Consider the following 25,228-nt stretch of genomic DNA (forward strand, 5'->3'; position numbering starts at 1 on the left):
TAGCGTAACTTCGTCAATAGCTGCTCCCCAAAATATAAGGCTCCTAGGCTCATTATGTCAGTGCTCAAGAACGCTCGGCACGAGAAGTTTGCCCAGGCTCTCGCCAAAGGCAATACAGCAGATGACGCGTATGCGGCCGCCGGCTTCAAACCAGACCGTGGAAACGCATCGCGCTTACAGCAGAAAGACAACATCAGACAACGCGTTGCCGAGCTTTTGGAGTGGGAGCAGACGGTAGAGCGAAAGGCCACCGAGAAGGCCATCGAGAAGCTCGCCATCACGAAAGAGCGCGTTCTGCAGGAGCTGGCGAAGATCGGCTTCTCCGACATCCGCAAGGCCATCAAGTGGCAGGGCACACTGGTCACTGAAGAGGACAATCCAGAAGGTGGAGATGTTCTCGTGATCAAGAACGTGGTCACGAACAACGTCCAGCTCGTTTCAAGCGACGAGATCGATGACGACACGGCCGCCGCCATTGCCGAGATCAGCCAAAATTCGACCGGCGGCATCAAACTCAAGCTCCACGACAAGAAGGGCGCGCTCGTGGACATCGGTAAGCACCTTGGCATGTTCGTTGAGCGCCACGAGCACACAGGTAAAGACGGCGCGCCGATACAGACCGAGACGAGAACATGGCGGGAAGTGCTGCGCAGCGAGAAGAGCTAGACGCCACCACTCACCTCACCAACCCCGCCCTCCACGACTTTTGGGAAGAGGTCTTTCTCGGGCAGGCCGATATTGCGGTTCTGCACGGCGGTCGCTCAAGCTCTAAGACCAGGGACACTGCCTGCCAGCTGGTGCGCCTGGTCGATCATGTCGGCGTCAGGATGCGAGTTCTCTGCATCCGCCGCTTCCAGAACCGAATACAGGATTCGGTTTACACCGAATTGAAGTGGGCGATCGCTCACCTCGGGCTTGAGGCCGCCTACGACGTCCAGAAGACGACGATCATTCATCGCCGGACCGGCGCTGAGTTCATATTCTACGGCATCGAGCGGAACCTTGAGGACATCAAGGGCACGTCCGATGTCGACATCCTATGGGTGGAAGAGGCCGAAAAGCTCACCGAGGAGCAATGGACCGTTATCGGGCCGACGATCCGCAAGGAAGACAGCCTGGCGATCCTGCTGTTCAACCCGAAGCTCGTCACGGACTACGTCTGGAAGAACTTCGTCGTCAACGTTCCTCCGCACTGCATCGTGCGGAAGATCAACTACACGGAAAACCCGTTCCTATCAGCCAAGGCATTGCGCGACATCGCCGCAATGAAGGAACGAAACCCGGAATTGTTTGAGCACGTCTACGGCGGCGTGCCCCTCGGTGACAGCGAGCTTTCGATATTCAAGCGGCGCTGGCTCGAGGCCTGTGTCGACGCTCATGTCGTGCTGAAGCTTTCGCTGGCCGGTCGGAACATCATCGGCTTCGACCCCGCAGACGATGGCGAGGACAAGAGCGCGACAGCAGACAAGATCGCCGGCGTCTTCACCGATGCTGACGATTGGTCATCTGGCAAGGATGAGCTGGTCCAGAACGCGAAGCTGGTATGGGCCAAAGCCAAGAATTCGGACGCGACAGTGTCCTATGACACGATCGGCGTCGGCGCCTTCGTCGGTGGCTATATCGATGAGCAGAACAAGATCAGCGGCGCCAAGGTGAAGCATTATGCATTCCACGCTGGTGGCGGCGTCATGGATGGCGACAAGCCGAGCGATCCGCTCAACAAGAACAGTCCTCTGAACAAGGACGAATACCTGAACCTTAAAGCTCAGGCGTGGGCTAATACCGCCCGCCGGGCGATGCTGACATTCAACGCCGTCGTCAGAGGGCATCCGATCAAACCTGAGGACATCCTCTCGTTCTCCTCGAAGATGGGGAAAGAGAAGCTCGATGCTCTATTCACCGAGCTATGCGTCCCCTGGTGGGTCGAGAGCGAGGGGAAAAAGCGGGTCGTTCCGAAAGCGAAGCTCAAGAAGGACTTGGGCGTCAAGTCGCACAACCTCGCGGATGCGGTGATCGCGGCCGATAACGTTCATATCGCCGGGTCGACCTTCACGCTCGACAATCTCTAAGGAACAAGAATGTCCAACGTCATCGCTTTCGTGCGCGACAGCTTGACCAGCCTTGTTTCGAGGATGGGAACAGATCGGGATAAGGCGGCAACGACCTTCTATGCTCATACCGTTTTGTCGGATGAGCAGCTGATCGCCGCCTACAGCTCCGCATGGCTGCCGAGGAAGATCGTTGATATCCCGGCGCTCGATGCATGCCGCAAGTGGCGAGACTGGCAGGCGAAGAAGCCACAGATCGAGGCGATCGAGGAAGAAGAGAAGCGCCTGAACGTCAAGGGCCGCATCCTCGAAGCCGCCAAGAAGGGCCGGCTGTTCGGTGGCGCAGCAGTCTATATCGGTACCGGCGACGCCGATCCGATGCAGCCGCTTGACGTCGAGCGCATCGGCAAAGGCGGCATTCGCTATCTGAACGTCATGACGCGCCGGCAGTTGTCGGCAGGCGAGATCGACCGAAATCCGGAATCCGAATGGTACGGGCAGCCGAGTTATTACAAGCTGAGCGGCGCCAACGGACTGCAGGTCGATATTCACCCGTCGCGCCTGGTCCGCTTCACAGGCGCCATGCCGGCCGATGACGAGATCAGCGGAAATCCGTGGCAAGGCTGGGGCGACAGCGTCCTGCAATCCACGCTCGATGCCATCAGGAACGCCGACAGCACCGCAGGAAACATCGCTTCGCTGGTGTTCGAGGCGAAGATTGACATCATCCGCGTGCCTGACTTCATGGCGAACCTCAACAATGAGGTCTACCGGTCGAAGATCCTTGAACGCTACACCCTCGCCAACATGGCCAAGGGCATCAACGGCACGTTGCTCCTCGACAAGGAAGAGGAATACGAGAGCAAGACAGCGGCTCTTGGTGGCCTCACCGATATCCTGATGGCCTTCATGCAGATCGTCTCGGGCGCCGCCGACATCCCGGTCACCCGTCTGCTCGGCCAGTCGCCCGCCGGCATGAACGCGACCGGCACCAGCGACATGAAGAACTATCACGACCGCATTCAGTCGATGCAGGAGCTCGAGTTCACGCCAGCCATGCGCCGATTGGATGAGTGCATCGAGCGGTCGGCCGGTGTGAAAGATCCTGACGTTCATTACCACTGGGCTCCCCTCGAGCAAATGAGCGAGAAGGAGCGGGCAGACATCTTCAAGACTACGGCCGACGCTGCCCGCCAGTTGGTCGGTACCGGGACCGGTCAGGAGATCGTCCCGCGCGAAGCGGTGTCAGACGCTCTGGTCAATCGCCTCGTCGAGGACGGGGTGTTGCCTGGCCTTGATGCCGCTATGGAAAAATACGGCACGCTGGCAGAGCAAGAGCCATCCGAAGAAGAGCTCGCAGCCGCCGCGGCGGCAGGCGCACCGAAGGACGGAGGTGCACCAATCGGTGACGCCACCTTTCGTGGACGCCCGAAAGCGAAGAAGCCAAGGAAGCGGTAGGCCGTTCGATCCGTCTAAGCATCCCAGAGGTGCGAATGGCAGGTTCCTGTCGACAGCTGAGAAGATAGAGCAGGCAGGACGGCTGGTAGGCCAAAATGCAACGGTTCATGTGGAATTCGCCACTGTGGTGAGGCCCGGGGCAATTACCAAGGTGACGGGCGTTGATGTACGGGGCTTCCGCCACGCGGTAAGCAACCAGTCAATGTCCCACACTCTGAAAAACCACGGGAACCCAAAGGTCGAGGCGCCGAGGGGGCAGATCGCGGTTACTCCGAAGGACTTCGAGAAGCTTCCCCAGATCGTCCGCTTGGGGACGGTCCACGCACCGGATCCGCATAAGAGCTTGTTGCCACGCTTCGTCATCAAGGCCGAGATCGATGGCATCGGTTACCACTACGTCGGCGACGTCAAGGCCGGCAAGCGCCGTCTCGATATGGTGTCGCTGAGGATGAAGAAGGGGAGTTGGTAGGTCGCTGCTCTCATGCCCCGCTTGCGCGGTCCCTATCAGCTAACGCCCGAAGCGAACGCGACCCGGTAGATAATATAGCCCCACGGCCTTCGAACATCAAGGATGCGCCAATGACCACCACAGCTAAGCACATAACGGCCTGACTTGATGCGCATCAAGACTGTCACCACCGTTGTCACAACCGACAGCGCCGGCAAGCCCGTCGATGCGCTGCCCGTGCGCTATGCGGGCGCGGGCGAGACTGATGTGCTCGGCCGGCCGGTGTCCGCGATCAGCGCCACGGAAGACGCCCTCGGCATTCCTGTGCGGGTGGTGACGGGTAAGACCGCGCAGAACAGCGCCGGGCAATGGGTGGATTCCCTTCCGATCGATCTCGGCGGCCATCCGCCGTGGGTTCCGGACGCCAACCGCTACATGCCAGCTGCGACGGGCATTCATTGGTCGCAGGGCTTCACCCAGACTTACGCGGCCGGCCTCAACTATCAGTGCTCGAAATTGTTCTTCGGTTCGCCCGATTATCCCACGAACAGCTTCCTCGTGCCGTACCTCGGATTCGGTCTGACGGACGGCGGCAATGCTCCTCAAGAGACGATCAATCCCAACGCCGACATCTTGATTGATGAAGCATTCTTCATCCATCCGAACGGCACGGAGTACCCGATCTTGTTCTCGGGTGTCTCTACCGTGGCGGTAGTCGCAGCGACAGGCGTTGCCTTCGGCCTGGTCACCCTGCCTGCAGACCTGCCGGCTTGGTCGATCTATGGTATCCGCACTGTCTGGCATGGAACAGTTGGCAACACTTACATCGGCGGCTACAGGGCTCAACGCCACCGCGGCGAAAAGTATTGGGCGGCCGGCGATCTCGCATCCATTCAGGCCCTCGCGGCTGCCAACGGCCCGAGCACCGTGGATCGCGACCCTGACACGCGCTACAACTGCCTCGGCAACGTCTCGACATCACAACCTCTAGCCTACGGACCCGCACAAATCTTCGCGAAGGGATGGGACGGCCGGCCGGTGGCCATGGTGCTTTCCGATAGCCTCGTCGAACGGCAGGAACTCGCCGCTTCGGCAGATGCCAGACGCAATATGGGCGTCATTGGCCGATGGCTCGACCAACAAGACTCCACCTGGGGCAGCACGCCGCACATCTTCATGGGTTTGCCTGGCGCGAAATCTCAGAACGAATTGGCCACGAGCGCCATGAAGCGCTGGGACAGCGTGCTGGACGTGGTGAAAAACAACTACAATGGCGGGCTGAACCCTTGGACATTCGTGTTTGACCAGTCCGGCCGGAACGACAATAACGCCACCGCGAGCACGTGGGCCAACTTCAAGTTTGGGCTCGTGGACAGGATCAAGACTAGGTACGGCGCCGGCACCCATGTCGTTGGCATGACAATCCAGCCGACCGTCACCTCGAGCCCGTCGAACCAGAACTACCATGCCCTGGCAAACATCGCCGTTGCGACGCTCTGGGACGCCGCCGCCGGCACGCTGAAGACGGTCAATGATCTGATCAAGGCGTCCTCGCGCTATGCGAGGGTGATCGACATCGTGCCGTACTGGTCCGACGACCGGGCGCTCGGCAAGCCGCCGACACCGGAGCTCTTCCCGATCGGCAATGTCGTCGGCCATCCAGGCAACCAGGACGGCGTCACCACCTGGAGCACGATCGTCCTGCCTCTGCAGGTGCCGCTCGGAAGCCGGATCCAGTTCGAATATCAGCCGGGGCTTTACACTTCCCGCACCATCCGGGCGCTTGCCGACAACGGCAACGGCACTTGGACCGCCACGGTCAACGGCGACGAGGTCTTCGCGACGAACGTGCAGGATAATGCGCCGCTCTTCTACATGACACAGGTTGACGGCATTCACGAGGCGCTGCACGGCATCCTCTACACGGCCAGCCGCATTCCGCAGTCTGAAAAGGCGAAATTCTACTCGTAAGCGCGAAGCGCAGCGGGAGGCAGTTCATGCAATTCACGGACGCTGTAACCGTCGCGGGAACGCGCCGGCGTGAAGACGGCTACCTGGTCGCCGACGCCCGCATCGCGCGCACTGGCATCCAGACCTACCTCGGCTCCGAGGTCGGCAAGCCGGATATGAGCACGGTCCGCGTCTACCGGCCGGGCTCCGAGGTTTTCGCCGAGGACACGCTGAAGAGCGCCGCTCACCGCCCGGTGACCAACGATCACCCGCCGGAGATGGTCACGTCCGAGAACTGGAAGAAGTTCGCCGTCGGGCAAACCAGCGACGAGATCACCGGCGAGGGGATCTTCATCCGCGTCCCTTTGATGGTCAGCGACGAGGCAACGATCAAAGACATCGAGGCGGGCAAGCAGGAGCTCTCCGCCGGCTACACCTGCGATCTCGATTTCACGGCGGGCGTCACGCCCACGGGCGAGGCATACGACGCCATGCAGAAGAATATCCGCATCAACCACGTCGCGATTGTCCGCGCCGGGCGTGCGGGTTCGAAAGTCCGCATCGGTGATGCGGCTCCCTGGGGCGCCGCCCCGATCACCACTGATCACAAACCTGAAGAGGACAAGATCATGAACCTGAAGACGGTTACCGTCGATGGCATCCCGGTTGAGGTAACCGACCAGGGCGCCACCGTCATCGCGACGCTGCTGCAGCGGCTGGCCGATAGCACCTCGAAGTTCACCGCGGCAGATGCCGCACACCTGACGGCGATTGCCGCCAAGGATGCCGAACTGGCCAAGAAGGACGCCGAGATCGACGCCCTGAAGGCGAAGGTCCTCTCCGACGTCGACATCGACAAGCGCGTCCAGGAGCGCGCCGATCTCATCGCATTGGCGGGCTCGATCGCCAAGGACGTGAAGACGGCAGGCCTGTCCGATGCCGCCATCCGCAAGGCGGTCGTCGCCGCAAAGCTCGGTGATGCCGTCATCGCCGGCAAGCCCGACGCCTACATCGATGCGCGCTTCGACATCCTCGCCGAAGACGCCAAGAAGACGGTCGACCCGTTCGCCCGTGCCGTTGCCGACGGTCTGCATCAGAACGACGGCGGCGATTACCGCGCTCAGGCTGAAAAGGCCAAGCAGGAACGCAATCGCTCGCTCGCCGACGCCTGGAAGGGCACGGACGCGGCATAACCTCAAACCGGGAAAGGAACAGCCCTCATGGCTACCTACCAGACCACTTATCCCACTGCGATCCCGAACGGTTATGCCGGCATGGTCGCCAATGGGGAAACCTCCAATCGCATCTCTCGCACTGTCGAGGATGCAACGGCGATCGGCTTCGGCGTTCCGGTATGGCGCGGCGTTGGTGACCATGGCGTCACGCTCACCCCGGCCGCCGGCAAACTGATGGGCATCACCGTCGCCAACTATGCCGCGCCGCCAGTCCAGGCGACGGGTGTGCAGGTGGATTCGTATCCGCAGTACTCCACCGCCGGCATCCTCACCAAGGGTGTCATCTGGGTCAACGCAGCCGTAGCAGTCGCCGACGGTGACCAGGCCTACGCGACGGCCGCTGGCGCCATCACCAACGTCTCGTCGGGCAACACGATCCTCCCGGGCTGGTTCTTCGATGACACCACGTCCGGCGCAGGTCTCGCGCGCCTCGCCAACCGCACCTAAAGGAGCGACATCCATGCAGCCATTCATCGACGCTCAGAGTGCGGTCGGGTTCGTTACCCCCGCCTTCTACAATATCGAGCGCACCGTTTATCAGCGGAAATATCCGTCGTTCGACTATGCCTCGCTCATTCCTGTCGTGACCGAGGGTTCGCCCTGGGGCCGCGGCGTCCTTTTCCGCTCGTCTGACATCGCCGGCAAGGCGGAGTTCCTGAGCGGCAAGGGTTTCGATATGCCCTATGCCGACGTCACCCGTGACCAGTTCCTGAAGGGCTTCGAGCTGGCGGGTATCGGCTACGAATGGTCTCTGGAAGAGATCAACGTTGCCGCCCTCGAAGGCCGCCAGCTCGGCCCCGAAAAGGGTGAGGCCGCGCGCAAGGTTGCGGAGCAGATGCTCTGGAACGTCGCGATGACCGGCACGACCGAGAAGAACTGGACCGGCCTCATCAACGACGCGAACGTCACCGCGACGACCGCCACCGCTGACGGTACCGGCTCGTCCGCCCTCTGGTCGACGAAGACGCCCGATCAGATCCTCCGCGACATCAACGCGGCGCTGACCGGCATTTTCACCGGCACCAACGAAGTCGAGATGGCGGATACCCTCCTCCTGCCGACGGCGCGGTTCCTCTCGATCTCGACGCTCGCCCGCTCGGCGACCAGCGACCGGACCATTCTCAGCTACCTTCAGGAGAACAACTCCTACACGGCTGAGACCGGGCGCCCGCTGACCATTCGCGGCCTGCGCGTGCTGAACACGGCCGGCGGCGGCGGTACTGCCCGCATGATCGCCTATCGCCGCGATCCGGAAGTCCTGCGCTTCCACCTGCCGATGCCGCACCAGTTCCTGCCGCCTTTCCAGAAGTCCTCCATGACCTGGGAGGTCGCAGGCATCATGCGCACCGGCGGTACCGAAATCCGTCTTCCGAAGGCCGTGGCCTACGTCGACGGCATCTGAGGAGAACGATCCCATGAAAGTGAAGAACATCACCAACGGCCCGAAGGGCGTCAACAGCGTCGACGGTCCTGTCGAGATCGGCCCCGGTCAGGAGGTCAACGTCGAAATGAGCGAGGCGGAAGTCGCCTCCTCGAAGCGCATGAAGTGGTTCGAGTTCTCGGGCTCCGCCGCCTCGACGGGTGACGAGCCGAAACTCGACCGCGACGATCTCAAGAAGCAGGCGGAGGAGTTGGGCATCGAATACGCTCCGAACATCACCACGCCAAAGTTGAAAGAGCTGATCGACGCCCAGCTGGCAGAGTAACGATGAGGGGCCCGGAGGTGCCCGGGCCCATCAAATCACCAGACGACCGACGTGAACGGGATGTCACGACGTTTCAACTCGGCTTCGAGTGCGTCGCTATGTACTCGCCAGTCCCGATACTCGCGAACTCCCCAGGTCCAATCTGCGCTCGCGGGGCGGCCATCGTCTTCGGCCATGCATCGCTTCACACTGGCGTGAAGTTGGATGAGGGATGAGATTGTTAATAGTCTGAATTTCATGATGTTTTCCTTTAATGTTTGGCCAGACACGCGTCTGGATGATCCTATTTATGAAAACAGAATTTTCGCCGGGCTAAACTCCAAGGGAACTAGAGAACATGGCAGGGTATGGCACTGACGAGGCCGCACAGAGTTATTGGACAGCTGCCGGCTATGTCGTTCCCGATGGAACGAGCGCTGACCAGATAACCGCTGCACGCCGGCGTGGATCTCTGGTGATCGATCGGTATGAGCCACGATTCACAGGAAAGCGGACCGGCGGTTACGCACAGGAACGCGCGTGGCCCCGCACTGGGGCAACCACCTATTATGGCGAGGCAATCCCTTCGGACGCCGTGCCGCTGGCAATCGAGAATGCATCCTATGAGGCCGCATTCCTCGAGCTCACCAATCCTGGCAGCCTTTCGCCAGTGGTAACGGGTTCCAGCATCATCAAGCGCGAGAAGGTCGGGCAGCTGGAAGTCGAATATGCGACTTCCTCGTCGACCGGCGTTGACGATCTGGTCGCGCTCGCCACGCCAGTCGTGACCATAATCGAAGGGCTGCTCTGGCCCTTCCTCTGCCCGATCGTGCCTGGGATAATGGTTGTCTAGCTAAACCGGAGTTTTGAACGCCACGCTCTGTTTAACGACCATTAGAAACACCTCGACGCTTGGCAGCAGAAAGATAATTGCACCGGTGAACAGCAGAATAAAAGTTGCGCCAGCCGCAAGCGGACGAGACCGATCCAGCAACGAATAGTGTGCTTGTAGAGCTGCCGTTGCCATAGTTTGCCTATTCCCCTGATACTGGAGGGTGTCGCGTCGGTGATCTGGATTGCTGATCAGATTAAGTCCGGTTGCGAGTTGTCTGGCGTCTACTGTTCCCAGAAATGGAGGGAGTCGTTCTGCTGGTCCCGCGGTTGTTGTGATCGATAGGATCTTCTCATACGCAATCTCAAGCTCGTGAACATCCACGCTTTGAAATGTGTGATCGGCGTATTCCGTCGAGTTTTTGGATACCCGTATTTGCACTGGGCAGAAAAAAAAGAGAAGAACGACACCACCGAGTACAAGCAGGCTCCCGATGTACAAACATTGGATCCGGTCAGTAGGGCTAAACCAAAGCGACGGCGCGAGAGTTTCGAACCTCATGATCTGATCATGAAACTGGTCACTCCATAGGACCGCATAGCCCAATAAAGGGATCAGACTGATTACCTGCGGTAGCTTAGTCCTCGCCAGCGCGGAGCTAAATGTCCACCGAATGGGCCAATAAGTCTCGATCTTTCGCCGCTTGTAGAAGTAATCGCCTGACAAATTTAATCCCTCTGAGGGTTGTTATGCCCAAATTTGACTATGAAAGATTCGCCGGGTTAGCGCAGCGCCTCATCTCGAAATTCGGCCAGACCGGCATCATCAAGCGCATCACTCCTCCGGATCCAGTCCTGGGCGGTGACAGCACGTCTGTCGACTATCCAGTCAAGCTCGTGCCGATGACCTATGACCAGCGTTATGTCGACGGGACCAATGTCAGAGCATCAGACCGGCAGCTTTACATCAGCAGCGTCGGCCTCGCGATCAAGCCGACGGTCGGCGACGAGGCGGTAACTGCCGACGGCGTCGCCTACCACATCATTGCCGTTGATCCGCACAACTATGACGGCATCACCGATGTCGTTTTCATCGTTCAAGGAAGGACGAACCCATGACGAAAGTGCTCCTCCATCGCAGCTACAAGTCCCGCGAACCGGGCACCATCCTCGATGTCGCGCAGGCGGAAGCCGATGGTCTGGTCAACATCGGTATAGGCGAAATCCTGAAGGAAGAGCAGCCGGCGCCGAAGAAGGCGGGCAAGGGCTCTGACGCCGAATAATGCCAACTCTCCGCCAGCAGCTTCTCGAGCTCGTCGACAAGCTCTCACCTACGCTCGAAAAGGCCTTCCTCGACGCGATTGACGACATCAAAAGCGAGATCGTCCTCCGCGAGGTGGTGGAGCTGCTGGAGCGGCGTGACATCGAGGGTGCCATCCGTGCCCTTCACATCGATGCGGCTGCATTCCGGCCGCTGTCAGAGGCTCTGAGGCAGGCATACGATGCCGGCGGGTTGCTGACCTCGCAGAACATGCCACGGCTCGCCGATACGTTCGGCAACCGCGTCGTCTTCCGCTGGGACGTGAGCAATCAGGGGGCGGAGGCGAACATTCGCAACCTGTCCTCGACGATGATCACCAACATCAGCGATCAGACGGTTGCAGCAGCTCGGCAGACTATACTCGAGGCCTATTCCCAGGGCGCTGGTCCGCACAAGATCGCTCTCGACCTGGTTGGCCGGAAGTCGACGATCACAGGCAGGCGGGAAGGCGGCGTCATCGGCCTCAACGGACCACAAGCCGAGCTTATCGAGCGCACCCGGATCAACCTGCTCTCGGGCGATCCGGCGCTAATGCGCAAGTATCTGGTGCTCAAGACCCGCGACAAACGCCTCGACAAGGCCGTGCAGCGCGCTATCGCCGCAGGCAAGCCGCTGGACAAGGAAACGCTCGACAAGGTGCTGATGCGCTTGAGAGACAAGAACCTGCGGCTGCGTGGCGAGACGATCGCCCGAACCGAGACCGTCACGGCGGTCATGTCTTCGAAGCATGAGGCGTTTCTACAGGCCCTGTCCAAATCTGGACGAGACGCCACTCTCGTCACCCGCAAGTGGCGGTCGGCCGGAGACAGTCATGTCCGACACACGCATCAGGTTCTGAACGCTCAAGAGGTGAGGAGCATGGATCTGCCGTTTCAGTCGCCGAGCGGTGCGCTGTTGCGATACCCGGGCGACACGAGCCTCGGCGCCGGCGCGGGTGAGGTGATCGGCTGCCGCTGTGACGTCGAATACAACGTCGACTTCGCCGAAGCTTACGCCCGCTCAAGGGGTCGCTGATGTCTTTCGCTGCACAGGTCGGCGAATGGGCAAGCGCCGAGCTCGACCGGGCGGAGGCTGTGTTTCAGACGGCGGCGCAGACCGTCGCCAATGAGGTTCGGACGGCTGTTGCTGAAGGCGGCCGAATGCCGGTGAAGACGGGCAATCTAAGGCGATCGCTGATGGCTTCGACTTCCACCATGCCGACCATCAAGGAAGGCAAGGAGACATTCACAGACACCGGGGTGGAATTGGTCATTGCCGGCGCCGAGCTCGGCGGGTCGATCTTCCTCGGCTTCCAGGCTGCCTATGCGGCTCGCATGAATTACGGCTTCGCCGGGACTGACGCTCTCGGGCGGACCTATAACCAGAATGGGTTCGGCTTTGTGGATGCAGTCGCCCAGAGATGGCCGCAGATCGTCGCGGAGGCGGAGGCTACGGTTCGTGTTCGGTTCGAAGCGGGTGCCGGCCCTCGGACATGATGATGAGGGCTTTCTGAAGCACTTCCAGATTGGCGACCGCGGCGCTGAGGATAGAATGGGCGCCCTGCGTGCGGACAGTCTTCTTGCTCAGCAGCAAAAGCGCCTGGTGCAGGAGGTCATAAACCTCTTCGTCGCTGAGTGGGTGATTATTGGCCATTGGCCAAGAGGTAACAGATGGCCGACACAGTGGAAATGAAAATCTACCAGGCGCTGCTGATCCGGTGCCAAGCGTTCACTCTCCCGGCCGGCGTCGTCATGGTCCTGCCGGGGGTTACCTACTCGCCGACGGCCCAGAGCAAGTTCGTCAGCGTTGAGGTGCACTTCAACCGCTCGATCGAGACCGACCTGTCGCTTGAGATGGACCCGATCCGGCAAGGCTTCATGCGGACGAACGTCATGTGGCCGAAGGGGCTGGCGATCGTCGACGGATACAATCTCGCCGGCCAGCTGCGCGCGCACCTTCGCCGCGGCACGAAGCTCCTGCAGGCGGACACTCAGGTTCGCATAGACGAGGATCCAGAGATCGGCGTCCTCGTGACCGGGGAAACGCACCACAACATACCGGTCACCACCCGGTGGCTCTGCTACCCGCAAGTTCCGGCCTGATTGGCCTGCCTCACTGCACCTTAGGCAAGTGCGCGATCAGACATAAAGGAAACCATCATGCCTCAGCTCTACCCTGTGGCGGGCGCGAAGATCTACATCGGCCCAGCCATCAATGCCGTTCCCGATGACGCCGATATCGACGCCACCGATTTTGCCTCGGTTTCTTTCACGGAAATCAAAGGCTGGCAGACAATGGGCGCCATCGGTGACTCGGCAACGCTGATCTCCGAAGACGTGATCTCCTCCGGCCGCACGCTGAAGGCCAAGGGCACGCGCAACGCCGGCTCGATGCAGAACAACTTCATCATTCTGCCCAGTGACCCGGGCCAGATCGCGATGATCGCCGCCGAGAGCACAGATTTCAACTATCCGTTCAAGATCGCCTTCGATGACGCGCCGCCGCCGAAAGTATCCGTGGTAACGGTTACGGTTGCGACCCCCGGCGTGTTCACTTGGACGGCGCACGGGCTCGTCGACGGCACCCCGATCAAGTTCTCCACCACCGGCGCGCTGCCGACCGGGCTGACGGCGGGGACGACCTACTATGTCGTCGGATCGACCGCGAACACCTTCAGTGTAGCAGCAGCCCCCGGCGGCTCGGCGATCGCCACCTCGGGCACGCAGTCGGGTGTCCACACCGCCACCACCGTCCCGACCGGGACCGTCAAGTTCTTCTATGCCATCGTCATGACGGCGCAGGAGAACGGCGGCGGCGCGAACACGGCTCGCCTTCTGCAGGGGAATGTCGAAATCAATAGCCCGGTCATCACCGTGGCCCCGATCGGCGGTGCTTGATGGCCTCTGAAGATTTCGTCGATCTCTCCGGCCTCGAATCCCTCATCCAGTCGCAGGAGCAGGGCATCGAGGTCGATATCCTCAACGAGCAGGGCAAGCCGATCGGCCTTAAAATCGGCTTTGTCGGTCCCGACAGCGATCGCATGCAGAAGGCGATGCGTGATGTCGCCGCCGAGTTCGCAAAGGCCGCCGCGGAGCGCTCTAGTCTGGAACCCGCCAAGGACGATTCCGACGATCGGATGATCGCCATTCTCGCCAAGGCAACAACACATTGGGCGCCAAACCCGAAAATCGGCGGCCAGGTTATCCCGTTTTCGGAAGAGAACGTTCGTAACCTCTATTCGAAATTCCGGATCATCCGTGAGCAAGTCGAGGGGCGGGCGGTGCGCCGCAGCTCTTTTACCAAAAGCTGATCGAGAAGCTTTGCAGCCTTATCGTCGATCAGCATGAGGGAAGGAAAATCGCGGTGCCGGTGGCAGGCGAGCAGGTCTGGTATTGGTTCCGCGAGCTCGACAGCCAGCGCACGGGGAACGGCTTCGGTGCGAATGCCATAGGCTTTCAGGCCATAGGTGAGTGGTCACGCCTTCGCCGCGTGGCGCTCCGCCAATGGCAACTAGATGCCATCATCGCGATGGATCTGAAGCGCCGGGAAGTGATGGCGCAGAAGGCGGCCGACAAGGAAGAGACGGAAAACAAGGTTTCGGATCGGCCGCTTACTAGCCGTCTCTTCGATGCCATTTTCCCGAACAAGCGGAAGTGATTGAATGTCAGAGGCCACTCTAGGGTTCAGGATCGATAGTTCGCAGGCATCGTCTGCCGCAGCCGATCTCGAAAAGCTGACATCTGCGGCCGCGCGCACTCAACAAAGTGTGGGCAAGCTTGAGAACGAGGTCGAGCAGCTCGGCGATGCTCTGGGCAAGGCAGGGCAGGGCGCCGGCAAGCTGAAGCCTCCGATTGATGATCTGGGCCGATCATTCGGATCGCAGGACGAGCACGTTCGCGCCTTCCGCATGGAGGTCGAGCGGCTGACGCTCAAATATCAGCCCTTGGCAAAAGCAACACGCGACTACGAGGCCGCCATCGGTGAGATCGACCGCGCCCACAAGCTGGGCGTGATCAATGCGCAGCAGATGACGCTGGCGCTTGATCGCGAGCGTCAGGCCTACGAACGCCTGAAGACGTCAGCCACTACCGCCGGCGCCGCGGTGAAGGCCGCCAACAGCAACCGGGGTGGCGCGCAGAGCTTCAATTCGGCCAACGCGGCTTTCCAGTTCCAGGACATCGCCGTCACGGCCGCCATGGGTATGAACCCGCTGATGATCGGCCTTCAGCAGGGCACGCAGCTTGCGGCGGTGGTCGGCTCGATGGAGCGACCTGTTGCCGGGCTCGCTTCTGCCTTTGCATCGCTGATCAACCCAGTCTCTCTTGTGACCATCGGCCTCACTGCCGGCGTTGCCGCGCTCGTCCAGTATTTTTCGACGGCCGAAAGCGGCACTGGCAAGACGAGCAAGCTATTCGAAGAGCAGAACGAGGTCATTCGCAGAGCGGCCGAACTCTGGGGCGAAGCCACTCCGGCACTGAAGGGCTATGTCGACGAGCTCGATCGGGCCGACAAGCTGACGCAAGGCAGGCAGGCCGGCGCCATCCTCGCAGGACGCGAATTGGAAGGCCTTTCCGATAACCTCGACACGATCCAGAAGCAGGGTGTTGCGGCTTTCCGGGCCCTGCAAGGCGACCCCAATAACGCGGTTGTCATCCGAGACCTTCGCAATGCATGGGGCGATCTGCGCGACAGACTGGACGATGGCACCGCGTCCATGGCTGATCTCAACCGCGTGCAGAGGGAATTGAGCAATGCCGTTGCCCAATATGGCGTCCCCGAGGTCCTGAGCTTCCGTGATGCCTTCGACAAGGTAACGGATGCCATCTACCGTGGCGTCGAAGCTGCTCAGAAGGCTCGCACTGAATGGATTGCAGCGATTGCCGGCGGCACGAACGTACAGGATATCATCGCAGGATCGACCTTCTCCGATGGAGGCCGCACGTTCCGAACCTCTGATTTTATGCCAGCCGACATTCCGGTCCCCGGCCGCCGCCCGCTCGATCTCGACCAAGCGCCGGATACCAGCGCACCAACGATCCTGAATGGCGATGGCAGGCTGACGAATGTGCCCGTTCCCGGCCAGAGGCCGAATTTCTTCGAGATCGAAGAGCAGACCGAGAAGGTCGACGACCTTGAGAAGGCTTATCGCCGTGCCCAGGAAGCCAAGGCCGATTTCTGGCTCGACATCAGCTTCCAGCAGCGCCAGGCAGAGCGCAGCGCAATGGACCAGCAGGTGGCGAGCACGCTCACCCGCTACGGCTTCAATGAGGATCTGAACTCGCCCGAAGCCAATGCCATCCGCCAGCAGCTTCGCGGGCAGCAGGCGAAAGAGCTAGCAAAGAGCTTCGGTGACGCATTCAGCAGCGAACTGGTGTCCGGCAGCCATAACATCGGGAAAGCCTTCCTGAAAGGCTTTGAATCCGCGCTGACGAATGAGGCGTCGAAGCTCTGGGAAAAGTTCTTCGACGGCATTGGTAATCTCGTCGCCAGTCTCTTCACCAGTGGGAGAAGCGGCTCTTCGGCTTCGTTCGGCGTTGGCGGCGTCGCAGCCTCCGTATTGGGCGGCGGGGCAGCCAATAGTAGCGCGGCCGCATCGAGCCCAGTATCGATGTCCGGATCCGGCGCGTCGCTGGCATGGAATTTCTGGAAGTCGAAAGGCCTTGCGGATCACCAGGTCGCGGGCATCCTTGGCAACATCAAGGCCGAAAGTGCCTTCAATCCACAGGCGGTCGGAGACAGCGGCAAGGCGTTCGGCCTTTATCAGTGGAACGACAGGTCGCCAGCACTGATGGCCTCGATTGGCGGCCGCGGCAACCTTGGCAACGAGCTTGCGCAGCATCAGTTCGCCTATTCCGAGCTGATCGGGTCCGAAGGCAGGGCATGGAACGCCCTGAAGAGCGCTCCGGACGTGCGAAGTGCCACGGCAGCCTTCGCAGGCTTCGAACGTCCTCAAGGCTTTTCGTGGGGCAACCCGGAAAGCGCTCATAACTTTGTTGGGCGCCTCAACGGCGCTGAGGAGGCGCTTGCAAAGTTCGGTGGTACAGCCGGCGCTGCGACCGATGGACTGGGCAAGTTTGGAACGGGGCTGACCTCTCTCGGCAATACGCTTGCGGCGCCTGGTGGTGCAGCGGCCGGATCCGGCGGGGGTGGTGGCGGCTTGTTTGGTTGGCTCGGCAGCCTGTTTGGTGGCGGCGGCCAATTTGCGAAAGCTCAAGCTGGTCTCCTGAAGCCAGGGCTTTTTGCTGATGGGACTAACTATGCTCCCGGAGGACTTGCCATCGTCGGCGAACGTGGGCCGGAGCTCGTAAACCTCCCGCAGGGCTCGCAGGTCTTCAACACCAACCGCAGCGCCCAGATGATGAGTGACAACGACAGCGCGCCGCGTCCGCGCCCGCAGTTGAACGTCTATGTGCAGGGCGGAAGCGGTGATGACCACGTTCGGGAACTAGCGAGACAGGGCGCGCAGGAAGCGCTCTATCAAGACAAGATCGACCAGGCCCGCGGTTCATTCGGATCGACGCAGAAGAAATTCAATTCTCGGAAAGGCTGACAATGGCCGTCTACATCAATCAGCCGATGTTCCCGGTGGATTTCCTGCGGCCCACGGAAGCAAGCTTTGACAACCCTGGCAGCGGGCTCGACGGTGGCGTCAACGGCGTGGGTGAGCCGATCAGCATCGAGACCTCTGGCGGCGGCATCATCACTGCAACTTATGCCGGCCTTGTCCTGGAGGGGCCGGATGAACGCTTCGAGGTGTTGAACTGGCTAGGCGCCCGTCTCAACGGCGGGTTCCGCTTCATCAATGTGCCTGTCGTCAACGACAAGATCGGTCCGTTTCCCGTGATCCGGGGGACGAGGCGGCCGATCATCAACGGCATCCCGCATTCTGATGGTTCGCTGCATTCCGATGGCGCAGGCTATTCGCAGGCGACCGTCTACGGCGAAGTAACTGAGGACGCGGCTCTGAACGCTGGCATCATCTCGATGCGCATCTACGGCGCCGCCAGAGACGTGTTCAGGTGGTCGGACTGGTTTTCTATCTTTCACCCGACCAAAGGCTGGCGCGTCTACCGATCGTGGGAGCTGATCGACAAGAGCGATGATGCTGATCCAGTCTATCGCCTGGCGCTCGCCCCGCCGCTGAGGGAAGCAGTCACAGCCGGCACTCGTGTAGAGCTTGCTCGTCCGCGCTGCGTCATGAAGCTGCCGAAGGGCGTTACGGTGCCGTGGACCTATCAGGGCTGGTATTCATCCCGCCCGACGGTCCAGTTCACGGAAGCGTTCTGATGGCTTATTCCGTCCAATATGTGCCGGCGAACGTCGTCGAAGAGATGCGCGGCAGCCATCAGCTCGGCGTGTTCCTCAGGATCGATACCGAGCCGGCGCTGCATCTTTGGTTTGGCATAAATGACGTGCCGATCGGCTTCGATGGCATCGATCCTGATGGAACGGTCTATCTCGGCGGCGGCCGTTTGATCGGCGTGCCATCCCTCGAGGTGCTGGTGAACGGCACTTCGGATGCGGTCGACTTCTCAGTCTCCGGTGTCGACCCTGCGACCGGTTCTGCCATGCTTGACAGTATCCCGGCCGTGCGCGGGAAGCTGGTTCAGATCGGATTGACCACGCTCGACCAGTATTACCAGCCGATGAGCCAGATCATCCCCATCTGGACTGGCCTCGCCTCGCATCCGAAGGAATCCCGTCCTCCGATCCGGGATGGCGAGACGGCAACCCTGTCCCTAAGCCTGGCGGTCGTCGCCGGGGAGAACACAAGATCACGCCCGTCAAAGGCTCTCTGGTCAGACGCAATGCAGCGGTCGCTTTATCCGACCGATGCCTTCTGCAACGGGACCGGGCGGCTGGCGCGCGGCATCCAGCCGAAGTGGCCGGTATTTAGCTGAGGCTTCATGGACATCCATCATTTTCTGGCGCTCCCGCACCGCTTCAGGTGGGGCGGGGTGGGCGGCGACGATTGCATGACCTTCCCGGCATCGTGGGCGCTTAGATGCGTCGGGATCGATCCGGCAGAGGACCTGCGCGGGACCTATCGGGCGCGGGACGAAGCCCATGCCATCGTCGAAAGGTACGGAGGCGAACTCGCGTTCATGGACGGGCATCTGCTGAAGATCGGAGCAAAGCGCGTCCAGCACCCAGAGACAGGCGACATTGGCCTGATCAGGGCCATGACCGGCGAAACCGCGGCCGATCGTATCGAGGCGAAGATCGGCGCCATCCGCTTTGGCCCGCTGTGGGTCTGCATCCACCCCGCCGGCATCCGCGCCACGCCGGCCGAACATGTCGCTGCATGGAGATTGCCCGCATGAGCTTGAAGTCGACGTATGAGAGCGTCCCAAGCGAAGCGGAGCACTATTTCGAGCAGCATCGTTGGGAGTGGCAGGATCGGTTTTTGCGAGGTACCACCTCGCTTTACGACCCGATCTTCACACCGTTGTTCACGAGCCTGTTCACGACGCTCGGCTTCTCTGCAACCACGGCGGCCGTGCTCGGCGCCGGCGCGGCCGCAATCGCGACAACGGCGCTTGCTATCGGCATTCAAGCGCTGCTCGCACCGAGGCCTCCCAAGCCGGAAGATGGCAAGATCCCGAAGGTCCAATCGGTCCCCTATCGCCAGTGGGGCGTCGGTCGGGCTCGAGTTGCTGGCGCCTACATGCTGTGGGAAGCCGTCGGCAAGAAGCTGTTTGCAGTTCAGGCGATCGCCGGCCACAGGATCAAATCGGTCAACCGGTATTGGCTACACGATGACGAGGTGACCCTGCAGGGCGACGGGACAATCAATTCCGGTACGAATTACAATACCAACGTCCAGATATTCAGCCGTCTCGGTCTGGTCCCGGAGACCGATTATCCGGCAATCACGTCGGCTCTCTCCAGCCAAGGTGTGTGGTCGAGCAATCACCGGGGGGACGGACAGGCGTCACTCGGAATGATCTGCACCAGCTCTAACGCGGAGAAGCAGCAAAAGAGATTTCCGTACGGGCCGCCGCAGCTCTCTGTCGAAGCCGATCTGGCGCTCTGCTGGGATTTTCGTGATCCTCTGCAGGATCCCGAAAACCCTTCAACATGGAAATGGACGCGCAACGCGGCCATTATCATGGCCTGGCATCAGTGCTTCAACGAGTTCGGCCACCGCCGGGATTACAAGCGCGCGCTCTTGCCGGTTCTCGACATGTGGCAGGAAGAGGCCGACGTCTGCGATGAATTCGTACCGCTTGCCGGGGGTGGGTTCGAGCGCCGCTATGAATGCAATGGCATCGACACGACGGAGAATGACCCGAAGGCCGCGACCAATGCGATCCTTGCTTCCTGCGATGGGTGGATCTGCGAGCGCGGCGACGGGGCGCTCCTGTTCATCGTCGGCAAGTTCCGCGGCAAGTATATCACGACCCTCACGGACGCGGACATCGTCGGTCACCAGATCGAATATGACGTACTTTTCGAGGACGAATGCAATCGGCTGATCCCGAAGTTCAACTTTCCGGACATCGGATATGCAACGTCCGACACGGACTTCTTCGAGGACACGGCGGCGCAGCTGGTCTCCGGCCGCGTCCTGGCGCAGGAGGCCAATTACCAATGGGTGCAGCAATGGCGCCAGGCAAGGCGCCTCGGTAAGCGGGACTGGCTGAGAATTCAGCAAAAGGTCACCGGCCAGCTGAATGTGCGTCTGTCAGGAATCAATTCGGTCTACAGCCGATGGGTCCGCCTCGTCACGCCCAACACCCTGCCAAAGCTAGACGGCAAGATCGTCGAAAACCGCAAGTCCGTGTTGTCTCTGCTCCAAGGCGGGTTCGTCATGGACATAATGCAGCACCCCGACGACATCGATGCGTGGAACCCGGCGACCGATGAGGGTCAAATGCCGTCCACGCCTCCAAAGACCACTGCCGGAGGGATTCTGACGCCGGTGATCAATCTGGTGCAGGCGCGGCCGAACAGCGACAGCGTCTATTTCAGAGTGCTCATCATCGATCCCGCTGACGACAGCCTCTTTCCAGTTGTCAGGTATCGGCTGGCAGATGCAGGCTCAGGCTCGCCCGGCCCGTGGATCGAACAGCGGTTCCCGAACCCGGTTCCGTCGGGTGGCTTCATCGACATGAGCACAAACGTCGTGCCGCCGAACAAACTTCATGACATCCAGGTGGCGTTCATCGCTTCCGATGGTGATTACGGACCGTGGTCGATCACCGCAAATGTCACCTCTACCGTAGACCCCGTCGCACCTGGCACGCCGGTCAACATGTCGACTGTCAATAGCTCGGGCACCGTCACCATCAGCGCCCAGGCTGCGAACGACAACACCAAGGTGTTGATCTTCAAACGAGGCACCACAGGGCAGACCTACGCCGCCGCCACGCAGATCGCCACCCGGAACGTCGTGGCGAACCAGGTCATCAACATCACCGACACGCCAGGCGCGGGAACCTGGAAATACTGGTGCGGAGCTGAAAACGGCTCCGGCATCGCGTCTGCAGCGCAAGCTTCTTCCACCGTCACAGTCTAAGAGAAAGATCAGATATGCCCGAAAGCGCTCTCACTATCTGGGCGGATGGCCCGTCTTCGAGCCCTTATGAGCCTGACAAGGCCTTGATCAGGGCGTGGGGCTATTGGGTCGAGACCACTATCACTTCTCTGTCCTCTGGTTCGACGATCTCTTTCCTCTCGCTGGCGGCGTTGAACGCTGATCTGAACCACCCCGCATTTACGCTCGCGTGGGTGAATGGAGACCCTGTTGCCGAAAACAATGGCATCTATCGGAAGATCGGCGCATCCGGAACCGGTTCGTGGGTGCGGTTTGCAGATCTCCCTTACTCGTTTATCGCGGCGACTGCGACGGCCGAAGGCGAGCCGAACGCTATCGAGGCGGTGAGCGGTATCCCTGTCTCCACGTCGGCGATGATCGTACTCGACATTCTGGAGGCGAACGACGCTTCTCCGGTGACAGTTTCCTTCAATGGCGGAGATCCGCTGACGATAAAGTCCAACACGGGCAATGATATCGCAACCGGCGGCCTGCTGGCGGGGATGCGAGTGCTCGGAACGATCATCGGTGCAACATTCCGGCTGATCACAGACCAGGTCGATACGGCTATCGTCGCCGAGGCAGAAGCTGCGATGACAGCGGCGATCGGCGCGCGCAACGGTGCGAAGGAGTGGGCCAACAACGATTTCGGCGTTCCGGTCTCCATTCCAGCCGGCGGCGACGGATCAACGACCTATTCCGCGAAGCATTGGGCTGAGGTCGCGCTCGAGGGCGGGACGATCCTGCGCGGTTATCTCTACGGCGGCGAGATCAGCAACAACGTCACCGATGTGGTCAATGACCTGGACATCGCGGCCGGCGTGGCGGCGTCCGACGACACCACCCCGGTTCTGATGGTGTGGACATCCGTTACCCGGCAGCTCGACGTCGCCTACGGCACAGGCAGCGGCGGCCGCTTCGACAGCGCAATTGCCGATGGCACCTGGCACATCTTCGCATGCTCCAACGGTTCTAACGCGATCATCGGCTTTTCGCAGAGCCTCAACCCGACAGCTGCGCCAAACTACCCTGCTGGCTATACGAAATACCGCCGGATTGGATCGCGTGTGAGAATGGCAGGTGCACTGCGTCGTGTTATCCAGCGCGGCGACAAGCACATCCTTTACGATCCCGTCGTGCAAAACTCTGGCTCGGCGATTGCCGTTACCACGAGTGGTGCACTATTCACTCTTTCCGGTGTGCCGACCGGCATCGAGGTCGACGTGAGGTTGGAGGCGTCATTCACCTCGGCGACCTTGACCTCGGGCGCTCTCGTGACCTCGCCGCTCATGAACGATCCGACGCCGGGGGCCAGCCAGCCCGGGGGCATCAACGTCGGCCACATCCAGGTGGCCAGCGGGTTCGCTGCGGGTGAACTGAACAAGCGGACGAATACCTCCGGTCAAGTTCGTCACCGTGCCGGGTCGTCCGGCTCGCTGTATCTCACGCTTCACGAATGGACTGACGACCGCGGAGCAGCGATCTTCAAAGTAGCGTCTTCTGCATCATCGGGCAGAGGGATCGGCTCTGCGGTCCTCTCCGCTGACTATCCGACGCTCCAGGATGCAATCACCGCGGCGAGCGGAAGGCGTCTCATCGTTGAGGCAGGCAGCTATGTCGTCACAAGCTCGCTGACTGGCGTCGATAACGTCGAGATCGAGAGCAATGGGCCTGTTACGATCAGCACCACGGCCGACATCGCAATCCTCGACATGACCGGCAAGTCAAACTGGATGCTGCGCGGCATGTTTCGCTTTGTAGGCGATGCAACGCCGTACACGGGCTATCCCGGATCACTGGCCGACACTGGCCAGAAAGGGATCAAGCTGTCCGGCTGTGATCGCTATACGATCGACGGCGCGATCGAGTTCGAGAATATCAATGGCTCTGGTCTGTATGCCGAGCTCAGCGCCGGCAGCTGGCAGCATAAGGGTCTCATTCGGGGAATTCGCGCTAAGAGCTGCTATCACGGCATCCGCTACACCAACGTGGCGGAATACGATCATGTGACCGACTTCTCGATCGATAACTGCGCTTTCGCGGTCAGGGTCGAGAGCGGAAACATCATGTTTGCCAACGGCAAGATGAACTTCAACTCAGTGTGCGTGAGCCTCGCTGCCGGCAGCAACCAGGCGCATGGCGAGTTCAACAATTGTCAGATGAACCATTCAAATTATGCGCTCAGCGCTTCTGACATCACGCTCGGCGAGGTGTTCAATGGCTGCATCGCGCTCGGCAATCAGGCGGGGGCCGGGCACGGCGCAATTCAGATCATCAACTCTGTCGGCATTCAATGGAATGGTGGTCAGATTGGTGGCGACATCACGCTAGACGCCACCTCTAAGATGGCGTTGATGAACGCTTACATCAGAACTGACTTGACGGCCGCGCCGGCGGTAACTTCTGGCGGCGTGTTCACGGCAAAGAACAATATCGCCAGCAGCGGCGGGCTGTGGGCCTACAACAATTAAATCACCCGATCCATGGCCTCTTCGGCCGTTTCTGGATCTTGCCGATATTCCCATTCGCCGCTTGCGTTCCGCCGCCGCCACATCTGGCCGTTTCGGGACCAAGTGCCGTCGATCAGGCGCACCTTGGGATGCCCGAAGATAGGATCGTATTTCGACCAGTAATAATCCTCTGGCTTCGGCGTCTCTGGAAACAGGATGCCGATCAGCCGCCTTGGGACGGCGTCGACGAGGTATGCAGCTCGATTGAGAAGCTCATTGATCATAGCATGTAACGCTCGGTTGTCAGGCGCCGACGCTATCACTTCAGAAGGGGAATTCCAACCGCGGTGCGAATCGCTTCTACTTCCCATGCGGAATGGTTCGTAGTAGGGGGCTGCCATGAAGACCGACAAAGCATCATACCGAAACCGGGGCGGGATCATTCAGCGGATCACATCCGCCTACAAGCGCCTCCGCTATTTCACGGAGGCTGGTGACGACCTCGTGGTAAAGCGCAGCGCAGAGTTCCGTATGGTGAAGCATGCGGTCCTGAAAGTCGGCTCTGGAGTGACAATCCAGGACGAGGCGTTCTTTCAACTGACGATGCCGGAGCCCAAGGTCTTCATAGGCAACAACACTGTGGTCGGTCGGCGCAACATCATCACGGCGAAGAATCGCATATCTATCGGCAGCGATGTTTTGATCGGCTCTGATGTGCAGATCATCGACCACAGCCACGGGATGCGTCGCGACACGCCGATCAGGCTTCAAAAGGCGGAAATTGGTTTCGTCGAGATTGGAAATGACGTCTGGATCGGCGCTGGTGCCAAAATATTGATGAACGTCAGGATTGGCACCGGCGCGGTGATCGGAGCCAATTCCGTTGTCACTGCAGATATTCCAGACTATGCGATCGCCGTGGGTTCGCCTGCAAGAGTGGTCAAGTACCGGGACTAAATCGGCTCGTGCGCGGCGGGATCATAGTCGTCAATGCTGTAACGGCTCTTGCCTTTGGTTTGCTCCAGAGCCTCATAAGCGGCCCTGGCTTCGTCGACGTAGTCCCGCCAGGTTGACGTCAAGCCTACATTCTTGTGAAGCCTGACCTTGTGAATGGCCTTTGCCATTTGCTCGATGACATCGACAGCCATTGCTCTTTCTCCTGATCGGGCCGGCCATTAATCACTCAGAAGGCAGTGACCAGCGTTTTCGTTCGGTTTGCTTTGCCATATCCACAATTCGGAGTCTATTCCACGAGCCGTATCACCGCTCCAAAATTCGCATCG

General features: G+C 60.4%; 28 protein-coding genes. 25 read left to right on the plus strand and 3 right to left on the minus strand.

The genetic code is table 11. The features are described from left to right. The first annotated feature begins 54 nt into the window (after positions 1-54). The 10 genes from J0663_RS18635 (at position 55) to J0663_RS18680 (ending at position 9,677) form a co-directional block, all read left to right on the plus strand. Complete coding sequence (locus tag J0663_RS18635; protein WP_207241860.1) at positions 55-666, plus strand: terminase small subunit; 612 nt, start codon at positions 55-57, stop codon at positions 664-666. Next, positions 633-2,069 carry a PBSX family phage terminase large subunit gene (locus tag J0663_RS18640; RefSeq protein ID WP_246590313.1) on the plus strand — a complete coding sequence of 479 codons (1,437 nt, stop codon included), beginning with the start codon at positions 633-635 and terminating at the stop codon, positions 2,067-2,069. Before J0663_RS18635 ends, J0663_RS18640 begins: the two co-directional genes overlap by 34 nt. 9 nt (positions 2,070-2,078) lie before the next feature. Further along, on the plus strand, positions 2,079-3,506 hold the full coding sequence (locus tag J0663_RS18645; protein ID WP_246590314.1) for a DUF1073 domain-containing protein: 1,428 nt from the start codon (positions 2,079-2,081) through the stop codon (positions 3,504-3,506). Positions 3,507-3,708: 202 nt separating this feature from the next. After that, positions 3,709-3,975, plus strand: a complete 267-nt coding sequence (locus J0663_RS18650; RefSeq protein WP_484573311.1) for a hypothetical protein — start codon at positions 3,709-3,711, stop codon at positions 3,973-3,975. A gap of 147 nt (positions 3,976-4,122) precedes the next feature. Beyond that, positions 4,123-5,925, plus strand: coding sequence for a hypothetical protein (locus tag J0663_RS18655; protein ID WP_246590315.1), 1,803 nt, complete (start codon positions 4,123-4,125; stop codon positions 5,923-5,925). 26 nt (positions 5,926-5,951) lie between these two features. Continuing rightward, positions 5,952-7,097 (plus strand): DUF2213 domain-containing protein, encoded by a 1,146-nt coding sequence (locus J0663_RS18660; RefSeq protein WP_207241862.1) that lies wholly within the window; start codon positions 5,952-5,954, stop codon positions 7,095-7,097. A gap of 27 nt (positions 7,098-7,124) precedes the next feature. Then, the gene (locus J0663_RS18665) at positions 7,125-7,586 is read left to right on the plus strand and encodes a structural cement protein Gp24 (protein ID WP_207241863.1); all 462 of its coding nucleotides are present in this window, start codon (positions 7,125-7,127) and stop codon (positions 7,584-7,586) included. 13 nt (positions 7,587-7,599) lie between these two features. Then, positions 7,600-8,541 (plus strand): DUF2184 domain-containing protein, encoded by a 942-nt coding sequence (locus J0663_RS18670; protein WP_207241864.1) that lies wholly within the window; start codon positions 7,600-7,602, stop codon positions 8,539-8,541. Between the two features lie 13 nt (positions 8,542-8,554). Next, entirely contained in the window at positions 8,555-8,845 is a 291-nt protein-coding gene (locus J0663_RS18675) for a hypothetical protein (RefSeq protein ID WP_207241865.1), read from the plus strand. Between the two features lie 337 nt (positions 8,846-9,182). Continuing rightward, positions 9,183-9,677 carry a DnaT-like ssDNA-binding protein gene (locus tag J0663_RS18680; RefSeq protein ID WP_207241866.1) on the plus strand — a complete coding sequence of 165 codons (495 nt, stop codon included), beginning with the start codon at positions 9,183-9,185 and terminating at the stop codon, positions 9,675-9,677. On the opposite strand, the gene J0663_RS18685 is transcribed toward J0663_RS18680, so the two are convergent. Then, entirely contained in the window at positions 9,678-10,217 is a 540-nt protein-coding gene (locus J0663_RS18685; RefSeq protein ID WP_207241867.1) for a hypothetical protein, read from the minus strand. Positions 10,218-10,405: 188 nt separating this feature from the next. Between J0663_RS18685 and J0663_RS18690 the strand changes: the two genes are divergently transcribed. The 14 genes from J0663_RS18690 to J0663_RS18755 all read left to right on the plus strand — a co-directional run bounded on the left by J0663_RS18690 (position 10,406) and on the right by J0663_RS18755 (position 23,966). Continuing rightward, positions 10,406-10,774 carry a hypothetical protein gene (locus tag J0663_RS18690; RefSeq protein ID WP_207241868.1) on the plus strand — a complete coding sequence of 123 codons (369 nt, stop codon included), beginning with the start codon at positions 10,406-10,408 and terminating at the stop codon, positions 10,772-10,774. Further along, the gene (locus tag J0663_RS18695) at positions 10,771-10,938 is read left to right on the plus strand and encodes a hypothetical protein (RefSeq protein ID WP_207241869.1); all 168 of its coding nucleotides are present in this window, start codon (positions 10,771-10,773) and stop codon (positions 10,936-10,938) included. Before J0663_RS18690 ends, J0663_RS18695 begins: the two co-directional genes overlap by 4 nt. After that, positions 10,938-11,990: a structural protein gene (locus J0663_RS18700; protein ID WP_207241870.1), complete on the plus strand. Its 1,053-nt coding sequence runs from the start codon at positions 10,938-10,940 to the stop codon at positions 11,988-11,990. The genes J0663_RS18695 and J0663_RS18700 overlap by 1 nt, the downstream gene beginning before the upstream one ends. Then, a complete protein-coding gene (locus J0663_RS18705; protein WP_207241871.1) occupies positions 11,990-12,451 on the plus strand; it encodes a hypothetical protein in 462 nt (153 codons plus the stop codon). Before J0663_RS18700 ends, J0663_RS18705 begins: the two co-directional genes overlap by 1 nt. Before the next feature lie 174 nt (positions 12,452-12,625). Further along, a complete protein-coding gene (locus tag J0663_RS18710) occupies positions 12,626-13,057 on the plus strand; it encodes a phage tail terminator-like protein (protein WP_207241872.1) in 432 nt (143 codons plus the stop codon). Positions 13,058-13,114: 57 nt separating this feature from the next. Further along, positions 13,115-13,852 (plus strand): hypothetical protein, encoded by a 738-nt coding sequence (locus J0663_RS18715; protein ID WP_207241873.1) that lies wholly within the window; start codon positions 13,115-13,117, stop codon positions 13,850-13,852. Continuing rightward, positions 13,852-14,265 (plus strand): hypothetical protein, encoded by a 414-nt coding sequence (locus J0663_RS18720; RefSeq protein WP_207241874.1) that lies wholly within the window; start codon positions 13,852-13,854, stop codon positions 14,263-14,265. Before J0663_RS18715 ends, J0663_RS18720 begins: the two co-directional genes overlap by 1 nt. Before the next feature lie 53 nt (positions 14,266-14,318). After that, on the plus strand, positions 14,319-14,612 hold the full coding sequence (locus tag J0663_RS18725; RefSeq protein WP_207241875.1) for a phage tail assembly chaperone: 294 nt from the start codon (positions 14,319-14,321) through the stop codon (positions 14,610-14,612). A 4-nt stretch (positions 14,613-14,616) separates the two neighbouring features. Beyond that, positions 14,617-17,505, plus strand: a complete 2,889-nt coding sequence (locus J0663_RS18730; protein ID WP_207241876.1) for a phage tail tip lysozyme — start codon at positions 14,617-14,619, stop codon at positions 17,503-17,505. A gap of 2 nt (positions 17,506-17,507) precedes the next feature. Next, the gene (locus tag J0663_RS18735) at positions 17,508-18,242 is read left to right on the plus strand and encodes a hypothetical protein (RefSeq protein ID WP_207241877.1); all 735 of its coding nucleotides are present in this window, start codon (positions 17,508-17,510) and stop codon (positions 18,240-18,242) included. Beyond that, positions 18,242-18,856 (plus strand): hypothetical protein, encoded by a 615-nt coding sequence (locus J0663_RS18740; RefSeq protein WP_207241878.1) that lies wholly within the window; start codon positions 18,242-18,244, stop codon positions 18,854-18,856. Before J0663_RS18735 ends, J0663_RS18740 begins: the two co-directional genes overlap by 1 nt. Before the next feature lie 6 nt (positions 18,857-18,862). Then, positions 18,863-19,279, plus strand: a complete 417-nt coding sequence (locus J0663_RS18745; protein WP_207241879.1) for a DUF6950 family protein — start codon at positions 18,863-18,865, stop codon at positions 19,277-19,279. Next, a complete protein-coding gene (locus J0663_RS18750; RefSeq protein WP_207241880.1) occupies positions 19,276-21,477 on the plus strand; it encodes a phage tail protein in 2,202 nt (733 codons plus the stop codon). Before J0663_RS18745 ends, J0663_RS18750 begins: the two co-directional genes overlap by 4 nt. A 14-nt stretch (positions 21,478-21,491) precedes the next feature. Further along, positions 21,492-23,966, plus strand: coding sequence for a hypothetical protein (locus tag J0663_RS18755; RefSeq protein WP_207241881.1), 2,475 nt, complete (start codon positions 21,492-21,494; stop codon positions 23,964-23,966). On the opposite strand, the gene J0663_RS18760 is transcribed toward J0663_RS18755, so the two are convergent. Beyond that, on the minus strand, positions 23,963-24,229 hold the full coding sequence (locus tag J0663_RS18760) for a hypothetical protein (RefSeq protein ID WP_207241882.1): 267 nt from the start codon (positions 24,227-24,229) through the stop codon (positions 23,963-23,965). The genes J0663_RS18755 and J0663_RS18760 overlap by 4 nt on opposite strands. Before the next feature lie 115 nt (positions 24,230-24,344). On the opposite strand from J0663_RS18760, the gene J0663_RS18765 reads away from it, so the two are divergent. Continuing rightward, a complete protein-coding gene (locus tag J0663_RS18765; RefSeq protein ID WP_207241883.1) occupies positions 24,345-24,902 on the plus strand; it encodes an acyltransferase in 558 nt (185 codons plus the stop codon). Here J0663_RS18765 and J0663_RS18770 read toward each other — a convergent pair. Then, positions 24,899-25,093 (minus strand): hypothetical protein, encoded by a 195-nt coding sequence (locus J0663_RS18770; protein WP_207241884.1) that lies wholly within the window; start codon positions 25,091-25,093, stop codon positions 24,899-24,901. The genes J0663_RS18765 and J0663_RS18770 overlap by 4 nt on opposite strands. Between the last annotated feature and the right edge of the window lie 135 nt (positions 25,094-25,228).

The organism is Rhizobium lentis (assembly GCF_017352135.1).
Classification (GTDB): domain Bacteria; phylum Pseudomonadota; class Alphaproteobacteria; order Rhizobiales; family Rhizobiaceae; genus Rhizobium; species Rhizobium lentis.

Bases quoted from the DNA above. Each gene is read 5' to 3' on its own strand.
- J0663_RS18635 (WP_207241860.1), top strand. From the start codon at position 55: ATGTCAGTGCTCAAGAACGCTCGGCACGAGAAGTTTGCCCAGGCTCTC.
- J0663_RS18640 (WP_246590313.1), top strand. From the start codon at position 633: ATGGCGGGAAGTGCTGCGCAGCGAGAAGAGCTAGACGCCACCACTCAC.
- J0663_RS18645 (WP_246590314.1), top strand. From the start codon at position 2,079: ATGTCCAACGTCATCGCTTTCGTGCGCGACAGCTTGACCAGCCTTGTT.
- J0663_RS18650 (WP_484573311.1), top strand. From the start codon at position 3,709: ATGTCCCACACTCTGAAAAACCACGGGAACCCAAAGGTCGAGGCGCCG.
- J0663_RS18655 (WP_246590315.1), top strand. From the start codon at position 4,123: ATGCGCATCAAGACTGTCACCACCGTTGTCACAACCGACAGCGCCGGC.
- J0663_RS18660 (WP_207241862.1), top strand. From the start codon at position 5,952: ATGCAATTCACGGACGCTGTAACCGTCGCGGGAACGCGCCGGCGTGAA.
- J0663_RS18665 (WP_207241863.1), top strand. From the start codon at position 7,125: ATGGCTACCTACCAGACCACTTATCCCACTGCGATCCCGAACGGTTAT.
- J0663_RS18670 (WP_207241864.1), top strand. From the start codon at position 7,600: ATGCAGCCATTCATCGACGCTCAGAGTGCGGTCGGGTTCGTTACCCCC.
- J0663_RS18675 (WP_207241865.1), top strand. From the start codon at position 8,555: ATGAAAGTGAAGAACATCACCAACGGCCCGAAGGGCGTCAACAGCGTC.
- J0663_RS18680 (WP_207241866.1), top strand. From the start codon at position 9,183: ATGGCAGGGTATGGCACTGACGAGGCCGCACAGAGTTATTGGACAGCT.
- J0663_RS18685 (WP_207241867.1), bottom strand. From the start codon at position 10,217: ATGAGGTTCGAAACTCTCGCGCCGTCGCTTTGGTTTAGCCCTACTGAC.
- J0663_RS18690 (WP_207241868.1), top strand. From the start codon at position 10,406: ATGCCCAAATTTGACTATGAAAGATTCGCCGGGTTAGCGCAGCGCCTC.
- J0663_RS18695 (WP_207241869.1), top strand. From the start codon at position 10,771: ATGACGAAAGTGCTCCTCCATCGCAGCTACAAGTCCCGCGAACCGGGC.
- J0663_RS18700 (WP_207241870.1), top strand. From the start codon at position 10,938: ATGCCAACTCTCCGCCAGCAGCTTCTCGAGCTCGTCGACAAGCTCTCA.
- J0663_RS18705 (WP_207241871.1), top strand. From the start codon at position 11,990: ATGTCTTTCGCTGCACAGGTCGGCGAATGGGCAAGCGCCGAGCTCGAC.
- J0663_RS18710 (WP_207241872.1), top strand. From the start codon at position 12,626: ATGGCCGACACAGTGGAAATGAAAATCTACCAGGCGCTGCTGATCCGG.
- J0663_RS18715 (WP_207241873.1), top strand. From the start codon at position 13,115: ATGCCTCAGCTCTACCCTGTGGCGGGCGCGAAGATCTACATCGGCCCA.
- J0663_RS18720 (WP_207241874.1), top strand. From the start codon at position 13,852: ATGGCCTCTGAAGATTTCGTCGATCTCTCCGGCCTCGAATCCCTCATC.
- J0663_RS18730 (WP_207241876.1), top strand. From the start codon at position 14,617: ATGTCAGAGGCCACTCTAGGGTTCAGGATCGATAGTTCGCAGGCATCG.
- J0663_RS18735 (WP_207241877.1), top strand. From the start codon at position 17,508: ATGGCCGTCTACATCAATCAGCCGATGTTCCCGGTGGATTTCCTGCGG.
- J0663_RS18740 (WP_207241878.1), top strand. From the start codon at position 18,242: ATGGCTTATTCCGTCCAATATGTGCCGGCGAACGTCGTCGAAGAGATG.
- J0663_RS18745 (WP_207241879.1), top strand. From the start codon at position 18,863: ATGGACATCCATCATTTTCTGGCGCTCCCGCACCGCTTCAGGTGGGGC.
- J0663_RS18750 (WP_207241880.1), top strand. From the start codon at position 19,276: ATGAGCTTGAAGTCGACGTATGAGAGCGTCCCAAGCGAAGCGGAGCAC.
- J0663_RS18755 (WP_207241881.1), top strand. From the start codon at position 21,492: ATGCCCGAAAGCGCTCTCACTATCTGGGCGGATGGCCCGTCTTCGAGC.
- J0663_RS18760 (WP_207241882.1), bottom strand. From the start codon at position 24,229: ATGATCAATGAGCTTCTCAATCGAGCTGCATACCTCGTCGACGCCGTC.
- J0663_RS18765 (WP_207241883.1), top strand. From the start codon at position 24,345: ATGAAGACCGACAAAGCATCATACCGAAACCGGGGCGGGATCATTCAG.
- J0663_RS18770 (WP_207241884.1), bottom strand. From the start codon at position 25,093: ATGGCTGTCGATGTCATCGAGCAAATGGCAAAGGCCATTCACAAGGTC.